Raw genomic sequence first — 14373 nt, forward strand, 5'->3', positions numbered from 1 at the left:
CCCGAGCCAGCGCGGCGGCTGGCGGTGGGCTTTGACTTGCTCCCGACTCCGTAGTAACTACGCTCCTCGGGCGAGAATCGCGCGTGATTTCAGCCCGTTTCCCGAAGCGCCCACCAGCTCCGGGGTAAACTCACGCTAGGCATCCGCGTCGCCGACGGCGGCCTGGAGCTACCGGTTCAGCAGGGCGTGGAGCTGCCGGGCGAAGGCCGGGCCGGCCCCGGCCTCCTCGTGCTTGAAGTAGACGAAAGCGTCACGCCAGCCCGTCCCGAGCCTCGTGATGGTCCGGCCCCACTCCTCGAGGTCCTTCGCCGTATACCCTTCGTCGCGCAGCCTGAAGTAGCCCCAGTCAGCCGTGGCGACCAGTGGGGTCGTCCCCTTCTCCGTATCCGCCACGCAGAGTGCCGCGTCCCTTGCCCGGAGGCGCTCGTACACATCGTCGGCGAACCAGCTCGGGTGGCGGAACTCGAAGCTGCAGCGGAGCCCCGGCGGGATCTGCGCCAGCAGGGCGCTCAGCCGCTCCCGGTCCTTCTTGAAGGTGGGCGGTAGCTGGAACAGCACGGGACCCAGCTTCGGGCCGAGCTGCGAGGCCGTATCGAGGAAGTACCGGAGCGGCTCGTCCACGTCCTCGAGGCGGGCGTCGTGGGTGATGCGCCGGGGCGCCTTGAGAGCGAAGCAGAAGCCGGCGGGGGTCTCGGCATTCCACCCGGCGACGGTCTTGGCGCTGGGCATCCGGTAGAAGGTGTAGTTGATCTCCACGGTCGAGAAGCGCCCGGCGTAGTAGGACAGCATCTCGCCGGCCGGGAGCTTCTCCGGGTAGAAGCTCCCGCGCCACTCGGGGTAGTTGTAGCCGGACGTCCCTATGCGGATGGCCATCGGATCATTCCCCGGGCTCGATGATGCCCGGAGAGCGCGGATCGAAGATCCGCGACGGTCGAGTCCTCCCTATAGATACTGGCCGCCCGGGGTGCGCCCCTCCGGCTCCCCGGTGGACGGCTCCAGCTTCCCGCCCGGCAGCGCCTGGCGCCGCAGCTCCTCGATCTGGTTCTGAGCCTGCATGTGCTGGGCCCACAGGGCGGCCTGGATGCCGTGCAACAGGCCCTCGAGCCAGCCGACCAGCTGGGCCTGCGCCACACGGATCTCGGACTCGGACGGCGTTTGCTCGAGCGGGATCGCCAGCGTCTCCAGCTCACGCTGCAGGTTTTCCGACAGCGCGTCCTTGAGCTCGGTCAGCGAGAGCTCGTAGATCTCGCGCATGCGCTTTTTCCCGGAGTCGTCGAGGGGCGCCTGCCGAACCTCGTCCAGGAGACCCCGGACCATGGTGGTGATCCGCAGCAGCTTGGCCGGCTGCTGGATGAACTCGTTCCGGTCCGGCTCCTGGGGCTGTGTGCTGTCGTCCATGGCACCCTCCATCGCAGGGATGATAGGCGTGCGGTGCAGCCTGGTCAACGGGAGACCGAAGGCTCACGGGCTGGCGCCGGGAGGCGTGTAAGTCTTTCGTCCGGGGCCGGGCAGTTATTTCCCGCCATCCGAAGTCCCGTGCGCGTCCCCACACGAGGTCCGAACCTGATACCCATCACGGCAGGCAGTTAGATCACGCCAGGGGCGCGTGGCATGCGCAATGCTGACTCCCTCCTCAAGAGCCCGGGCAGGCTCGGCCGGGCCGGAGGAGAAAATGCGAACCCTGCTAGGCATGCTACCGGCCGTGCTGCTCGTGCTGTTGATGGCCGCGCCCGTGGGCGCGACCGTCGTCGTGATCGAGACCGCCGCAGCCCTGGAGGATCTCTCGGAGCAGTCGGTGGGCTCGGCGATCACCCGCGCCGTCGAGGCTTCGATCGGCCGCGCGGCGGCCATGGGCCTCTCCAAGATCTGGCTGGATCAGGCCTTCCTGCTCACCGACCGCGTCGTGGTGCGAATGGTCGCGACCGATGAGGACGCCGACGCCGACGAGGCGGCCGGCACCGCCGAGGCGGTCCCCGGCATGGTGGTGCCGGAGCCCGGATGGCTCGAGCGCGCGGCGCAGCCCCCGCAAAGACTCTGACGCTGCGCTGCCTGGGCTGCGTCAAGTGCGGACAGACGTGCTCCCCGCTCAGCGCGGCCTCCCGCGACTGAGCGGGGTCACCATCGAGATGCGCGCCGCCGGAGATCACCTGCAGGTCAAGCTCCGCCCGTGATCCGATTCCCGGCGAAGCGGCGCGCGCGCCAGCGATGTGCCCGGGATCTGCTGCCCCCGGCTTCCCTGCCCGCTCATGGGTTTCGAGTTCCCAGGTTCACATACTGTCGGTATCCTGGTACCCAGGTGCAGGCCGACCCGCCGGCCCGCCTCGGGCCGGGGCGCACCCAAGGGATGCCACCCCTCGAGGCGGGGCCTGGACTGGTGTCGGGGCCAGCGGGTCTGCCGATCCTTCTGGCTCCCCTGCGACGTGCCGACGGGCGGGATGGGGTTGAAGGAGGCATGGTCATGGCTGAGATGTGGAGCGATCTGGTCTGGGCAGCTCTGCGGGACTTCAACGCGCGGCTGGCGGCGGTGCTCCCGAGCGTCCTCGCCATGCTGACCCTGGCGGCCGTCGGGCTCATCCTCGCCTGGGTCGCCGCGCGGCTGCTGAGACGGCTGGCCCGGGCGGTCGCCTTCGACCATCGCGCCGAGACGTGGGGGCTCGTGGCCGCCCTCGCGCGCGCCGGACTGCGCCGGCCGCCTTCCCAGCTGCTCTCGCTGATGGCGTTCTGGGGCATCTTCGTCCTCTCCCTGACCCTGGCAGTAGACGCTCTCGCCATCCCGGGCGTCGGCCGGGTCACGGACTTCGTCTTCGCGTGGGTCCCCAGGGCCCTGGGCGCCGTCCTGATCTTCCTGGTCGGCTGGCTCGTGGCGAACTTCCTCGGCGAGGGCGTGCTGATCACCGCCGTCAACGCCGGGGTGCCGGAGGCCAGGCTGCTGGCCCGGGCGGTGCGCTGGGGCATCCTCCTCTTCGCGAGCGCCACGGCGGTCACCCACCTCGGCATCGGCAAGGAAATGGTGCTGGTCGCCTTCGGCATCACCTTCGGCGGGCTGATCCTGGCCCTGGCATTGGCCTTCGGCCTCGGGGGGCGGGCGCTGGCTCGGCAGATCCTGGAGCGCCGGCTCCGGCACGAGCCGCACCCGAGCGAGACGCTCACGCATCTGTGAGGGCCCGGCCGGGTGGACCGGCGACAGCGGCCCGGGACCCGGTGGCGCCATGGTGACGACAGCCTCATGAGCGACGTCGACGCCCTCCTCCAGGAGATCGTGGAGGCGCTCGCGCGTCCGCGGCGCGCGACCTACCGGCTCCAGCTCGGCCCGACGCTTTCCTTCGAGGACGTCGGGGCGCTAGCGCCATACCTGTCCTCGCTGGGCGTGAGCGAGGCCTACCTCTCCCCCTGCTTCAGATGCGGATCGGGCAGCTCTCACGGGTACGACATCACCGACCACAACGCGTTCAACCCCGAGATCGGGACCGAGGCCACCTTCGATCAGATGGCCCGGACCCTGGCGAAGCACGGGATCGGCGTCATCCTGGACGTCGTCCCGAACCATATGGGCATCTCCGGCGACGCCAATCCCTGGTGGCTCGACGTGCTGGAGAACGGCCCCGCCTCCCCCTACGCGCGGTTCTTCGACATCGACTGGGCGCCGGTGAAGCCGGAGCTGCGCAACAAGGTCCTGCTGCCGGTGCTGCCGGACCAGTACGGGCGCGTCCTCGAGTCCCAGCAGCTCCAGCTCGAGTTTTCCGAGGGCGCCTTCTTCGTGCGCTACGCCGGGTCGCGCCTGCCCGTGGCGCCGGACTCCTACGCGCAGGTGCTGACCCACCGCGCGGAAGCGCTCGGCGCACGCCTCGGTCCCGAGCACCCACAGCTGCGGCAGTTCCAGAGCATCCTCACTGCTCTGGACCATCTCCCGCCGCAGACGGAAGTCGATCCGGCGCGCCTGGAGGAGCGGCTCCGGGAGAAGGAGATCGTCAAGCAGCGGCTGGCGGCGCTCGTCAAGGAATCCCCCGAGATCCACGAGTTCATCGACGACAACGTCCGGCGCTTCAACGGGACACCGGGAGACCCGGCGAGCTTCGACCTCCTGGAACGGCTGCTCGCGGGGCAGGCCTACCGGCTGGCCGACTGGCGGGTGGCCGGCGACGAGGTCAACTACCGGCGCTTCTTCGACGTGAACCATCTCGCCGCCATCCGGACGGAGCTCCCCGAGGTCTTCGACGCCATCCACAAGCTGATCCTCCGGCTGGTGGGCGAAGGCACGGTGACCGGCCTCAGGGTGGACCACCCGGACGGGCTCCACGCCCCGGGCGAGTACTTCCGCCGGCTGCAGGAAGGCGCGGTGGTTCACACCGCCCGCCGCCTGGCTCCGGACGTGGTCGGCGAGGGCACGGAGGTGCTGCTGGCGCGGTACCGGGAGCTGGCGAGACCGGACCCGGCCACCGCCCTGGCCCGCCCGCTCTGGGTCGTCGCCGAGAAGATCCGCATGGCCGACGAGGGCCTGCCCGAGTGGTGGCGCCTCGCGGGCACCACGGGGTACGACTTCCTCGCGTCGGTCAACGGGTTGTTCGTGGACCGGGGCAACTCGCGCCAGATGACGGCGCTCTATGCGCGGGTCGCCGGGAGCGCGCCGCCCATGGCCGATGTCGTCCACTCCGCCAAGCGGCTGATCATGCAGCTCTCCATGGCGAGCGAGGTGAACCGCCTCGGACACCAGCTCGACCGGCTCTCCGAGACCAACCGGCACACCCGGGACTTCACGCTGCACAGCCTGATCCGGGCGGTGCGCGAGGTCATCGCCTGCTTCCCCGTGTACCGGACGTACATCGGCGACGAGGGGCTCGAGGTGAGCGCGCGCGACCGCGCCTTCGTCGAGCGCGCCGTGGCGGACGCCAAGCGGCGCAACCCCACCGTGAACGTGTCCATCTTCGACTTCATCCGCGACACCCTGCTGCTGCGCAACCCCCCGGACGCCGGCGAAGAGGATCGGACGAGGCGGCGTCACTTCGTGATGCGGTTCCAGCAGACCAGCGGGCCCGTGACGGCCAAGGGGATCGAGGACACGGCGTTCTACGTCTACAACCGCCTCGTCTCGCTGAACGAGGTGGGCGGTGACCCGGGGCGGTTCGGCGAGCCGGTCGTGGCGTTCCACGAGAAGAACGCGAAGCGCCTGGCGCGCTGGCCCCAGTCGCTCCTGTGCACCTCGACGCACGACACCAAGCGGGGCGAGGACGTCCGCGCGCGCATCAACGTGCTGTCGGAGATCCCCGTCGAGTGGGCCGCGTGCGTCCGCCGCTGGCGGGTCATCGCGCGGCGGTGGAAGCGGGAGGTGGACGGGCAGGCGGCGCCCGACCGCAACGACGAGTACCTCCTGTACCAGACGCTCGTCGGCGCGTGGCCGGTGGAGCCGCACGCGGACCTCCAGGCGTTCACCGCCCGGATCTGCGCGTACATGGAGAAGGCCGCCAAGGAGGCCAAGCGCAAGACGAGCTGGACCAATCCAAGCCCGGCGTACGATGCGGCGCTGCGGGACTTCGTCACGGGGCTCCTGGCGGCCGGCGGGCCTTTCCTCGCCAGCCTCCTGCCGTTCCAGCGACGGGTCGCCCTCTATGGGGCCGGCAACTCCCTCGCCCAGACCCTGCTCAAGCTCGGCGCGCCCGGGGTGCCGGACTTCTATCAGGGCTCCGAGCTCTGGGACCTCTCGCTGGTGGACCCCGACAACCGGCGTCCCGTGGACTTCGCCCGGCGCCGGACGCTGCTGGCCTCCCTCGGCGCCCTCCTCGAGGCGCGCAGCGGCGATCTGGCAGCGCTGTGCGCCGAGCTCCTCGAGAGCTGGGCCGACGGGCGGCTGAAGCTCTACCTGATCCAGCGCGGGCTGGCATTGAGACAGGAACGCCCACGCCTCTTCGAGACCGGCGCCTACCGGCCGCTGGAGGCCGGCGGCGCGCGCGCCGAGCACCTGGTCGGCTTCGCGCGCGTGGGTGCCGGCGGCGCGGTGGTCGTGGCAGTGCCGAGGCTCATGGCGCGGCTGACCGGCTTCTCGGGCGCGCTCCCGCTCGGCGCGGATGCGTGGGGCGACACCTGGCTATCGCTCGGAAGCGAGCACCTGGCAGGGCGCTACCGCGACCGGCTCACGGGCCGGGCGCTCGACACCGACCGTCGCGACGGCGTGCCGACGCTGCCGGCGAGCACGGTCTTCGCCGGCTTCCCGGTGGCGCTGCTCGAGCAGGAGGCGGCGACCCCGTGAGCCTTGCGGTCCGGAGCATCCACCGCATGCCGTTCGGCGCCGAGGTCCAGGGCGACGCCACCCGGTTCCGGCTCTGGGCGCCCGGCGCGCGCAGCGTGGAGCTGTGGCTGGAGGACGAGAAGCGGGCGCTGGCCATGCCGCGCGATCCCGAGGGCTGGGCGGAGCTGACCGTGCGGGAGACCCCGGCCGGCACGCGGTACCGCTTCCGGATCGACGGCGAGCTCCTCGTGCCGGATCCGGCCTCCCGCTGCCAGCCCGACGGCGTGCACGGACCGAGCGAGGTCGTGGACCCGTTCGCCTACCGCTGGTCCGATACCGGCTGGGACGGCATTCCCGCCGAGCGGCTGATCTTCTACGAGGTCCACGTGGGCGCCTTCACCCGTGGGGGGAGCTTCGCCGCGCTCGCGGAGCGTCTCGACCACCTGGCCTCCCTCGGGGTCACCGCCCTCGAGCTGATGCCCGTGGGCGAGTTCCCCGGTCGCCGGGGATGGGGCTATGACGGCGTCCTCCCCTTCGCCCCCGAGGCCCGCTACGGGCGGCCCGACGAGCTCAAGGCGCTCGTCGACGCTGCCCACGCGCGCGGCCTCGCCGTGGTCCTGGACGTCGTCTACAACCACTTCGGGCCCGAGGGGAACTACCTGCACCCCTACGCGCCCGCCTTCTTCAATCCGCGCCACCGGACACCCTGGGGCGACGCGATCAATTTCGATGGCGCGGGCTCGGCGGTCGTGCGGGCCTTCGTGGTGCACAACGCCGTCCACTGGCTCGAGGAGTACCACATGGACGGGCTGCGCCTGGACGCCGTCCACGCCATCGGCGACGACTCACCCTCCCACGTCCTCGTGGAGCTGGCCCGGGCCGTGGCCGAAGGTCCCGGCAGCGAGCGGCGCATCCACCTGGTGCTCGAGAACGACGGCAACGAGGCCCGCTACCTCGCCCGGCACGGCGCCCGGCCGCTCTACCAGGCCCAGTGGAACGACGACCTGCACCACGCCCTGCACGTCCTGCTGACGGGGGAGCGGGGCGGCTACTACGCCGACTACCAGCCCGCCCAGTCGGCGCTCGGCCGCGCTCTCACGGAGGGCTTCGTCTACCAGGGCGACCACTCGGGCTACCGTGGGCGGCGGCGCGGGGAGCCGAGCCGGGATCTGCCGCCCACCGCCTTCGTCGGCTTTCTCCAGAACCACGACCAGGTGGGCAACCGCGCCTTCGGCGAGCGCGTCACGGCGCTCGCGCCGCCCGAGGCCGTACGGGCGGCCACGGCCGTGCTCCTCCTCGCGCCGGAACTCCCGCTCCTCTTCATGGGGCAGGAGTGGGGAGCCGTCCAGCCCTTCCTCTTCTTCAGCGACCTGGGCCCCGATCTCGGCCCGGCCGTCGCCCACGGGCGGCGGCGGGAGTTCGCCCGCTTCCCCGAGTTCGCCGACCCCGTGGCTCGCGAGCGCATCCCCGATCCCCAGGCCCCGGAGACCTTCGAGCGGTCGGTGCTCGACTGGAGCGCCGCTGACCGACCGGAGGGCCGCGACTGGCTCGACTTCCATCGCGCCTTGCTCCGCATCCGGCACGCTGAGATCGCCCCGCTGCTCACGGGAGAGCCGGTGCCGCGGACGGGCTGGAGCAGGCTCGGGAAGGCGGGCGTCGAGATCGAGTGGGCCTTTGACGGCCGGAGGGTGCTGCGGCTGATCGTCAACCTCGGCCCGGAGCCCGTCCCTCACCCGGGCCCGCCGCCGGAGTGGGGACGCCAGCTCTACGCGCTCGGCCTGGGTGCCCCGGGGGTGCCGGAGCTCCCGCCCTGGGGCGTGGGCTGGTATCTCGCGGAGCGGGAGCGATGAGCCTCGATCGCCTCCTGGTAGACGCCGAGGGTCAGCCCGGCGATGCGCGCCCAGCTGAAATGCTCCTCGACGCGGCGGCGGCCGGCGCGCCCGAAGGCGGCGGCGCGCCCGGGATCGCCGAGCACGGCGTTGACGGCGGTCGCCAGCGCCACGGGGTCCGCGGGGGGCACGAGCCACCCGGTCTCGTCGTGGACGACGACCTCGCGGATGCCCCCGACCCTCGTGGCGACGACCGGGGCGGCGCAGGCCATCGCCTCCAGGTTGATCAGCCCGAACGGCTCGTAGACCGACGGACAGACGAAGACCGCGGCGTGGCTGTAGAGCTGCACCAGCTCCTCCCGCGGGAGCATGGCGTTGACCCAGCGCACCCGAGGGTGACCCGCCACGGCGGTACGCAGCCGCGACTCCAGCTCCGCGGTGTCCGGGGTGGCGGCGCAGAGGACGAGCTGGACCTCCACGGGGAGCCTCGTCGCGGCCTCGAGGAGATGGAAGATCCCCTTCTGCTCGCTGATGCGCCCCACGAACAGGACGTAGGGGGGGCGGACGCCGTGGTGGGCCAGCGCCTCGCGGCGGTCAGTGCGGCGGAAGGCCGTGGCATCGACCCCGTTGTGAATGACCCGGACGCGCTCCGCGTCCACAGAGAAATGGGCGAGGACATCCTCCCGCATCCCGGCCGAGACGGCGATCACGCGCTCGGCCTGCTCCACGGCCCCACGCTCGGCCCAGCTCGACAGCGCGTATCCGGGCCCGAGCTGCTCCTCCTTCCAGGGCCGGAGGGGCTCGAGGCTGTGGAGCGTGACCACCAGCGGGATGTCGAACAGCGCGCGGACGAGCAGGCCGCCCAGTGCCACGTACCAGGTATGCGAGTGCACGACGTCCGCGACGACCGGGTCGCACGCCATGGCCAGGTTCACCGAGAGGGCCTGGAGCGCCGGCGCGTGCCGGGCCTCGGCGGTCCCGGCCAGCCGCTCCCACGGAGCATAGCCGCGAACGCGGAGCGCGGGCTCGTCGCGATCGGCCTCGCCGAAGCAGCGCACCTCGACCGTGGCCCGGCCGGCCAGCGCCCGGGTCAGGTGGTCGACGACCACCCCGGCGCCACCGTAGACGTGAGGCGGGTACTCCCGCGTGAGCATCAGGATCTTCACGGCTCCGCTCCCGTCAAGGGTACTGTATCCGAGGGGGACCCCCGCCATGGCCGCTGCTGAGTCGTTCGTGTTCCAGGGGTGCGTCCAGGTCTGCGAGCTCGTCTCCTGCGACGCGCACGACCTGCGCGAGCTCCTGGAGCAGATCCGGCGCGTGCCGGCCGAGTCCATCTTCTGTCACACGTCCGTCCTGCTGGTGCACCGTCCCCCGCTGCTGGACGCCTACCCCAACGACTTCGCGCTGTGGACGGACGTCGAGCTCCGCGATCGGCGGCTCACCGAGCGTCTCGCCGCCATCGATCCATTCCAGCTCGGATCCATCGAGGCCGTGCGGGCCGAGCTGGTCTCGACGATCGAGCACCATCTGCAGCAGCTGCCGGCGGCGCCGCCCCGAGCGGGACAGCCGTTCCAGTTCCTACAGTACCACCTCGTGCCGGTCCCCACCGGGCACCAGGCCCGGACCCTCCGGGAGTTCCGGGATGCCCTGGCCGAGGTGGACGTGAGCGCCCTCTTCTTCCACACCGTCGAGGCGCGCTACCGGCTCGGTCGCGGCCGGGGCGACTTCGCCGAGTGGATCGACACCGCGCTCGGGCGGCACGAGCTGGCCGAGCGTCTGGGCCACATCGATCCCTACGCGGGCACGCTGGAGCGGGTCCGGGAGCGGCATCTCATCGCGCTGAACCGGGCCCTGGAGGAGGGGGACCAATAGTGCCGAACGGGCTCGCCGTCAAGCTGGACGACTACCGGGCGGTGGCCCCGCGCGGCTCCGTGGACTTCCTGCTGCGCATCGCCGAGCGGCTGCGAGGGCGCCGTCTGGTCGAGGTGAGCGAGTCCCGGTACGGCGGCGGCGCCGTCGAGATGCTGAAGCGGCTCGTCCCGATCCTCAACGACCTGGGCATCGAGACGAGCTGGGAGGTGGTCATCGGCACCGCCGACTTCGACGCCACCGTCCGCGCCGTCGCCAAGGGCCTCGCGGGCATCGAACAGGTGGTCACCGAGGCGATGCTCGAGCGCCTCCACGCCACGTGCGCCGGCAATGCGCGGCGCCTCCCGCTCGACGCCGATCTCGTGATGGTCCACGACACGGCGGCGCTGCTGCTCGTGGAGGGACGGCCGGCGGCCGGGCGCTGGGTGTGGCGCTACCACGGCGACCTCTCGTCGCCGCAGCCACAGCTGTGGAACGCCCTGCGGCCGGTCGTCGAGAAGTACGACGCCGTGGTCTTCTCCATCGCGAAGTTCGCCGCACCGCTGACCACGCGGCGCTTCCTCATCGCGCCCTCGATCGACCCGCTCTCCGAGCGCAACCGCGAGATGTCGCGCGCCGAGCAGGGCCGGCACCTGGAGCGGCTCGGTGTCCGTGCGGACAAGCCGATCCTCCTGCAGGTGGGCCCCTTCGAGCGCCTCCAGGATCCGCTCGGGGTGGTGAACGCGTACCGCCTCGTGCAGAAGCACCACGACGTGCGGCTGGTGCTCGCCGGCCCGGCGCCGGGGCCGGGAGGCGTGCTGGCGGAGGCGCAGGAGGCGGCGAGCCAGGACCCCGACATCACGGTGGTCGTCCTGCCCCCGGACCCGCAGCAGGAGCTCAACGCGCTCGAGCGGGCCGCGACGATCGTGCTGCAGAAGCCGCTCATGACGGACTTCGGCGCCGACGTGGCGGCCGCCATGTGGAAAGGCAAGCCGGTCGTCGGCAGCCTGGCCGGCGGCATCCCCTCCCAGATCGTGTCCCGGGTCACGGGATATACGGTGGAGACCGTCGAAGGCGCGGCGTTCCGCATCCGACACCTGCTGAACAACCCGGAGATGATCGGCCGCATGGGAGCGGCCGGCCGCGAGTACGTGCGGCGCAACTTTCTCATCACGCGACACCTGGGCGACTACCTGGCGCTGCTCGCCCACCTGTCCGCCTGAGGGGCGCCGCAGGCCATGGAGCGCACGCTGCTGACGGAGGAGGCGCAAGCCGAGATCGAGCGCATCGGCTCGGCGGACCTCGTGATCGGCGTGCCGACGACGGCGGCGACTCCGGGCCTCGCTGGCGTGGCCGCCGCCGTGCGCGCCGGGCTGGAGGCGCACTTCTCCGGCCATTCGTCCGCCGTCATCCACGTCGACCAGGCGCCCTCCGAGGAGGCGGGAGCGCTCCTCGCCCAGGGGCTCGGGGACGTGCCGGTCGTCCGGGCCCGCCCCGCCCACCCGAGCGCGGGCCCGCCGCTCCAGCTCGGGCGGGACGAGGCCGTCCGCACCACCCTCGCCGCCGCGCGCGCGCTGGGCGCACGGAGCATCGTCCTGCTCAACGCCGAGATCGTCGGCCTCACCGCCGACTGGGTGCGCGGCCTGGCCGGCCCCGTGCTGAAGGACGACTACGGGATGGTGCTGCCGGTCTACCAGGCGAGCCGCTACGAGGGGACGCTGACCCACGCCCTGGTGGTCCCCCTGACGCGGGCGCTGTTCGGGAAGCGACTCGCCCGGCCGCTGGCGGAGGAGTTCGGCTGCTCGGCGATCGCGGTCGCCGGCTTCCTGGAGCAGGACGTCTGGGAGACCGACCTCGCCCGCAACGGCATCGAGTTCTGGCTGCCGGCCGCGGCCGTCGCGCAGGAGCTCACGATCGGCGAGGCCACGCTCGGCCCCCGGCGCATCCCCGCCCCGGCGCGGCCGGCGCCGCTCGGCGCCATCGTGGGGCGCACGGCCGGGTCCCTGTTCGCCATCGCCGAGCGGTACGAGACCCTCTGGCTCGAGCGGCACGGCTCCGAAGCGGTCCCGTGCTTCGGGCCGCGCCCCGAGCCACAGCTCGACACCGCCCCCGACCCGGAACGGATGCTGGTCGGCTTTCGCCAGGGCGTGCGTGACCTCTTCCCGGTATGGGAACGCATCCTGGCCCCGGAGAACCTGAGCGAGGTGCTGGCGCTCAGCGACGCCGCGGTCGATGAGTTCCGCTTCTCCGACCGGCTCTGGGCTGGTGTCGTGTACGATTTCCTGCTGGCCTATCGGGCACGCGTCGTCTACCGGAGCCACGTCGCCCAGTCCCTCGCGCCGCTCTACCTGGGCCGCGTGGCCGCGGTGATCTTCGAGACCCTGAACCGGCCGCCCTCCGCCGTGACCGAGGTGACCGAGCGCCTCTGCCGCGAGTTCGAGGAGCGCAAGCCGTACCTGGTGGACCGCTGGCGATGATCCCGCCGCCCCCGAGGAGAGAACGGGAGGGCTCCATCGTGATCGAGCACGTACAACCGGCCGTGGACGACGGCCGGTACCCGTGCAAGCGCGAGGTCGGGGATCACCTGGAGGTCTCGGCCGACATCTTCAAGGAAGGGCACGACGTCCTCGAGGCGGTGGTCCTCTACCGGAGCAGCGAGGAGCCGGGCTGGAGCGAGGTGCCCATGCGCCCGCTCGACAACGACCGCTGGAGCGGGCACTTCCCGCTCGAGCGGAACACGCGCTACCTCTTCACGGTCGAGGCGTGGACGGACGTCTTCGGCTCGTGGGTGGAGGAGATGGGGCGCCGCCTCGCCGGCGGGCAGACCGATCTCGGGAGCGAGCTGCTGGAGGGGCGAGAGCTCATGCGCCAGGCGGCGGCCCGGGCGCCGGCGGCGGACGCGGCACCGCTACGCCTGGCGCTGGAGCGGTACGACACCCTCGCCGCGCAGGCGGAGCGCCTCGACCTGCTCCTCGACCCGGGTCTCCGCCGGGCCGTCTCCCGGGCCCAGGCGCGGAAGGACCGGACCCGCCACGACCGCGCGCTCGAGGTGGTCGTGGACCGGGTGCGCGCGCGCTGGGGCGCCTGGTACGAGCTGTTTCCGCGCTCGCAGGGGACCATCCCCGGGCGGCACGGCACCTTCGACGACTGCGTCCAACGGCTGCCCGACATCCAGCGCATGGGCTTCGACGTCGTGTACCTGACGCCGATCCACCCGATCGGGCGCACCCACCGGAAGGGCCGGAACAACAGCCTCGTGGCGGACCCCGCCGACCCGGGCAGCCCGTGGGCCATCGGCGGACCCGAGGGCGGGCACACGGCAGTCCACAAGGAGCTGGGCACCCTCGACGACTTCCGCCGCTTCCTCAAGGCCGCGCGGGGGCTCGGGATCGAGATCGCCATGGACTTCGCCATCCAGTGCTCACCCGACCACCCGTGGGTGCAGGAGCATCCGGAGTGGTTCTACCAGCGGCCGGATGGCACGATCAAGCACGCGGAAAACCCCCCGAAGAAATACCAGGACATCTACCCGGTCAATTTCTCGTGCGAGGCGTGGGAATCCCTCTGGGAGGAGCTGCGGCGCGTGGTCCTGTGCTGGGTGGAGCAAGGCGTCCGCATCTTCCGCGTGGACAACCCGCACACCAAGCCGCTGGACTTCTGGCGATGGCTGATCCGCGAGGTCCAGGACCGCCACCCCGACGTCGTCTTCCTGGCCGAGGCGTTCACCCGGCCCAAGGTCATGAAGGCCCTCGGCAAGGCCGGGTTCACCCAATCCTACACCTTCTTCACCTGGCGCAACTTCAAGGAGGAGCTCGCCGAGTACTTCGAGGAGCTCACCCGGTCGGAGATGGCGGAGTACTTCCGCGGCAATCTCTTCTGCAACACCCCCGACATCCTGCCCGAGATCCTGCAGCGCGGGGGGCCCCCCGCCTTCAAGATGCGGGCGGCGCTCGCCGCGACCCTCTCGCCGCTCTGGGGCATCTACAGCGGATACGAGCTCTGCGAGGCCGCGGCCGTGCCCGGGACCGAGGAGTACCTCGACTCGGAGAAGTACGAGATCCGCGTGCGGGACTGGGACCGGCCGGGCCACATCAAGGACTACATCGCCCAGCTCAACCGGATCCGCCGGGAGAACCCGGCGCTCCACGGGGACCGTAACCTGCGCTTCTACGAGGCCGACAGCCCGCACATCCTCTTCTACGGCAAGATGACCGAGACGCGGGATAATGTGGTCCTGGTGGCCGTGAACCTGGATCCCTTCGCCGCCCACGAGGCGACACTGCACCTGCCGCTGGATGACCTGGGCTTCGCGCCCGAGGAGACCTACGAGCTCCACGACCTCCTCTCGGACAGCCGCCAGCTCTGCCGCGGGCCGCGACAGACCGTGACCCTGGATCCCCGGGTGTCCCCCGCCCGCGTCTACCGGCTGGAGCGGTGGCGGCGGCGCGAGCGCGACTTCCAGTACTTCTACTAGCG

General features: G+C 71.6%; 11 protein-coding genes. 8 read left to right on the forward strand and 3 right to left on the reverse strand.

Annotated features, from left to right (window positions below; translation table 11 throughout):
* Window positions 1-168: 168 nt before the first annotated feature.
* Together HYV93_10600 and HYV93_10605 are read right to left on the reverse strand one after the other, a co-directional pair.
* The gene (locus tag HYV93_10600) at window positions 169-873 is read right to left on the reverse strand and encodes a DUF72 domain-containing protein (protein MBI2526423.1); all 705 of its coding nucleotides are present in this window, start codon (window positions 871-873) and stop codon (window positions 169-171) included.
* Between the two features lie 69 nt (window positions 874-942).
* Window positions 943-1398, reverse strand: a complete 456-nt coding sequence (locus HYV93_10605; GenBank protein MBI2526424.1) for a DUF2587 domain-containing protein — start codon at window positions 1396-1398, stop codon at window positions 943-945.
* A gap of 274 nt (window positions 1399-1672) precedes the next feature.
* Here HYV93_10605 and HYV93_10610 point away from each other — a divergent pair, with 274 nt between their 5' ends.
* From HYV93_10610 to treZ, 4 genes are all read left to right on the forward strand, one after another.
* Window positions 1673-2038, forward strand: coding sequence for a hypothetical protein (locus HYV93_10610; protein ID MBI2526425.1), 366 nt, complete (start codon window positions 1673-1675; stop codon window positions 2036-2038).
* A gap of 420 nt (window positions 2039-2458) precedes the next feature.
* On the forward strand, window positions 2459-3160 hold the full coding sequence (locus HYV93_10615; protein ID MBI2526426.1) for a hypothetical protein: 702 nt from the start codon (window positions 2459-2461) through the stop codon (window positions 3158-3160).
* 66 nt (window positions 3161-3226) lie between these two features.
* The gene (treY, locus tag HYV93_10620; GenBank protein MBI2526427.1) at window positions 3227-6241 is read left to right on the forward strand and encodes a malto-oligosyltrehalose synthase; all 3015 of its coding nucleotides are present in this window, start codon (window positions 3227-3229) and stop codon (window positions 6239-6241) included.
* 26 nt (window positions 6242-6267) lie between these two features.
* A complete protein-coding gene (treZ, locus tag HYV93_10625) occupies window positions 6268-8070 on the forward strand; it encodes a malto-oligosyltrehalose trehalohydrolase (GenBank protein MBI2526428.1) in 1803 nt (600 codons plus the stop codon).
* On the opposite strand, the gene glgA is transcribed toward treZ, so the two are convergent.
* Window positions 7986-9263, reverse strand: coding sequence for a glycogen synthase (glgA, locus tag HYV93_10630; GenBank protein ID MBI2526429.1), 1278 nt, complete (start codon window positions 9261-9263; stop codon window positions 7986-7988). The two genes, treZ and glgA, sit on opposite strands and share 85 nt — an antisense overlap.
* Between glgA and HYV93_10635 the strand changes: the two genes are divergently transcribed.
* The 4 genes from HYV93_10635 to HYV93_10650 are packed head-to-tail and all read left to right on the forward strand — an operon-like array spanning window position 9262 to window position 14371.
* Window positions 9262-9921, forward strand: coding sequence for a hypothetical protein (locus HYV93_10635; GenBank protein MBI2526430.1), 660 nt, complete (start codon window positions 9262-9264; stop codon window positions 9919-9921). The genes glgA and HYV93_10635 overlap by 2 nt on opposite strands.
* A complete protein-coding gene (locus HYV93_10640; GenBank protein ID MBI2526431.1) occupies window positions 9921-11120 on the forward strand; it encodes a glycosyltransferase in 1200 nt (399 codons plus the stop codon). The genes HYV93_10635 and HYV93_10640 overlap by 1 nt, the downstream gene beginning before the upstream one ends.
* Window positions 11121-11135: 15 nt before the next feature.
* Window positions 11136-12374, forward strand: coding sequence for a hypothetical protein (locus HYV93_10645; GenBank protein ID MBI2526432.1), 1239 nt, complete (start codon window positions 11136-11138; stop codon window positions 12372-12374).
* Entirely contained in the window at window positions 12371-14371 is a 2001-nt protein-coding gene (locus HYV93_10650; GenBank protein MBI2526433.1) for an alpha-1,4-glucan--maltose-1-phosphate maltosyltransferase, read from the forward strand. The genes HYV93_10645 and HYV93_10650 overlap by 4 nt, the downstream gene beginning before the upstream one ends.
* Window positions 14372-14373: the final 2 nt, after the last annotated feature.

The sequence above is a fragment of the Candidatus Rokuibacteriota bacterium genome, from assembly GCA_016188005.1.
Lineage (GTDB): Bacteria > Methylomirabilota > Methylomirabilia > Rokubacteriales > CSP1-6 > UBA12499.

Bases quoted from the DNA above. Each gene is read 5' to 3' on its own strand.
- HYV93_10645 (MBI2526432.1), top strand. From the start codon at position 11,136: ATGGAGCGCACGCTGCTGACGGAGGAGGCGCAAGCCGAGATCGAGCGC.
- HYV93_10635 (MBI2526430.1), top strand. From the start codon at position 9,262: ATGGCCGCTGCTGAGTCGTTCGTGTTCCAGGGGTGCGTCCAGGTCTGC.
- HYV93_10600 (MBI2526423.1), bottom strand. From the start codon at position 873: ATGGCCATCCGCATAGGGACGTCCGGCTACAACTACCCCGAGTGGCGC.
- glgA (MBI2526429.1), bottom strand. From the start codon at position 9,263: ATGGCGGGGGTCCCCCTCGGATACAGTACCCTTGACGGGAGCGGAGCC.
- HYV93_10610 (MBI2526425.1), top strand. From the start codon at position 1,673: ATGCGAACCCTGCTAGGCATGCTACCGGCCGTGCTGCTCGTGCTGTTG.
- HYV93_10650 (MBI2526433.1), top strand. From the start codon at position 12,371: ATGATCCCGCCGCCCCCGAGGAGAGAACGGGAGGGCTCCATCGTGATC.
- treZ (MBI2526428.1), top strand. From the start codon at position 6,268: ATGCCGTTCGGCGCCGAGGTCCAGGGCGACGCCACCCGGTTCCGGCTC.
- treY (MBI2526427.1), top strand. From the start codon at position 3,227: ATGAGCGACGTCGACGCCCTCCTCCAGGAGATCGTGGAGGCGCTCGCG.
- HYV93_10605 (MBI2526424.1), bottom strand. From the start codon at position 1,398: ATGGACGACAGCACACAGCCCCAGGAGCCGGACCGGAACGAGTTCATC.
- HYV93_10615 (MBI2526426.1), top strand. From the start codon at position 2,459: ATGGCTGAGATGTGGAGCGATCTGGTCTGGGCAGCTCTGCGGGACTTC.